Source organism: Kitasatospora sp. NPDC005856, from assembly GCF_040629945.1.
Classification (GTDB): domain Bacteria; phylum Actinomycetota; class Actinomycetes; order Streptomycetales; family Streptomycetaceae; genus Kitasatospora.
In genome coordinates, this window is record NZ_JBEXWT010000208.1 from 1 (window position 1) to 2524 (window position 2524).

Sequence of the window (2524 nt, forward strand, 5' to 3'; positions counted from 1 at the left end):
TACGGCAAGGCTCTGGAGTCGCTGGACCTGGCCTGGTCGACGAGGGCCACCGGACGTCGGGAAGCCCGGGGGAGGCGTGGGCTGATATCCACCACCAAGCGATCATTCCTGCGCTGCGGCGCTTGTACGCGACGGCGACGCCGCGGATCTGGTACGAGGCCGGCACGGACCTGGGACCTGCTGGAGGAGGAGCAGTACGAGCGGATGCCGGAGGAGTTGGCCGCGTCTATGGATGACGAGGCGATCTTCGGCTCCGTCGCATGGAAGTTCCGCTGTCCGACGCGGTGAAGCGGGGCCTGCTGGCGCGGTACCAGATCATCGTGGTGGAGCTGACCGAGCCGGTGGCCCCCACGCACCTGGTGAGTCCCGAGCGTCGGCAGGAGCGAGGGCGGCCCTCGGCCCGTGGTGGGCCCGGGGCGCCGGCCGACCTACCTGCGCCGGCATCGAGGAGAACCGGCTCTTCGGCTGGTGTAGGGCCGACTCCAAACACGCAGCCGCAGCCTTCGTCCACATCGCTTCCGAGGCCGAACCGTGCGCCGCGCTATCGGGCGCGCGGGACGGGTGGGGTCAGCCTTACACCCGCCGGCGTGCCGTGAGAAGTGACCTTTGCCTAATTTCGGATGCAGACATCCCCGAAGATTGGTGAACCGAAATGGGATCCAGTCCAGCGACAGCAGATCGTGGGCTTAGCCGCGCGATTCCTCGCGCACGAACACCACGGTCTAGGGCCACAACCGGAGAAGATGGTCGCACCTCGCCAGACCGGCAACGGTGGTCGACGGCGAGGGTCGCGGAATCGGTTGACATTGTGGTCGTGCAGCCGGTTCCGACTACCGGGACGTAATTTCCTTGCGCCCGGCAGAAACCCGCCCGTTCCCAGTCTCCCTCGGCTCAGGGAGGAACGGCGGTCGGACAAGCCCTGGGACCTACCCCAACCCCCGTACGGGTGGGCCCCGGGGCTCGTCCGTATGCGCCGACGATCTACGCTCGGCGGTCCCGTCAAGTGTCTGGCCCAGACTAGGTGTCTGTGGGCTTCGCCGGAACGAGGTACGCCCCCTGATCTCGTCTGCACTGACGAGACGCTGTGAGCAAGATCTTTGAGTGGACTGTTCGGCGGAGCCCACCAGGCAGAGCGATGGATGCCACCAGCCCATAGAAGATCGCTAGCTCCACCGAAGGTTCCCCGTGGCAAGACTGCGCACTCGAACGAATTTTCCGCCTGAGCTCAACGAAGCCTCGGTCATCGTGTCACTCTGACCGAGTGGAGAGCGCGAGCGCGAGACGCTCAGGCGCACTGGAGCGTGGATGGCGGCGAATGCAGAGGCCCCGAGCAGGAAGGTGGCGACGGGCTTGAGAATCACCGGTAGGCAGTGGAGCGCGAGCAGGAACCCCAGGGCGCCGGCGGCAGAGATCACCGCGCCGCTCAGTAGGTCATCAGCTGCGTGCGCTCCCACAAAGCGGTGACGCACCTGGCGCGTCGCCACCACCCCCGCCCCGGCACCACCCGCCCCTGGGGAACCTCAGCGCAGCACCGAGGAGCGCTTGGCCTACCACTCCGCGTTCGGCACCGTCCGCACCCCCGCCAACGACACCCTCACCCTCACCGTGCGCTGACTGATGCTGCTCGGACGCCACCACCGCCCACCCCAGCTTGATCCTCACTGGCCCCGCCGTGACCGGGAAGACCACCACGCTCCTCGAAGTCGGCCGCGCCGGCCTCGTCGAAACCGGCGCCCTTCCCGCCCGCCTCGGCAACCGCTGCCCGTTCACCGGCCTGGTCACCGACCTCGAAGCAGCCCTTGACTCTCAGTGCCACCGACCAGGCATCCTGCCTCGCCGCGCCCCCTACCTCCATCAACGCACCGCCGCACGCAGCGGCAGCCTCGCCCGCCTCATCCGCGAAGCCGCCCTCACTGCGATCCTCGACGGCACTGAACGCATCACCAAATCCACCCTCGGCAGCGTGTGCCCGGACCACCAAGCCGAAACCCATTACCCACCACGCCCCAGCCCCCGTGGACAGGTTCGAGGAACATTCCCGGCCGACTGAGATCCCCTCGCGACCAGCGAGAACACCACCCCGCACCGCCAGGACCCGCTCGCTCGCACTCGACATAAGCCAAGAAAGCCCCACGATCAATAAGGACGACCCGCCAGCAAGCAAAACAGACAGACAGCCCCCGAGACATCCCTCCTGACCAGGCAAAACAGCCCTGATCAGACACAACACGAAAACAGCCATCAGGACATGGTGAAACCCTCAATGCCGGCCGCCCCACACCCTAACTGCACCCCCTCAAATCTCAGTCCGCCGCGTTTTGTCACCTGGCATAGCGGTAAGTCGAGGCCAATGGCAAATTCGAAGAACACGGCACCTCAAATCCGGAATGCGATGTGCTCGCGTGAGAATGGTTTTAACCACGAGTTGTGGCTCTGGCTCAATCTTCCGCGATGTCGCCACTCCCTGTCACGTCAATACGGCGTAGTTGCGAATCATCCGGGCACTCTCACCGCGCGCGGCGGC

Annotated in this window: 1 protein-coding gene and 1 pseudogene; both read left to right on the top strand. The window is 66.0% G+C overall.

The genetic code is table 11. The features are described 5' to 3' along the window. Positions 1 to 288: hypothetical protein (locus ABZ449_RS41950; protein WP_360357391.1), on the top strand; the 288-nt coding region annotated here is incomplete at its 5' end. 1194 nt (positions 289 to 1482) lie between these two features. Further along, a pseudogene (locus ABZ449_RS41955) lies at positions 1483 to 2050 on the top strand (hypothetical protein); the annotation flags it as partial. Positions 2051 to 2524 lie beyond the last annotated feature (474 nt).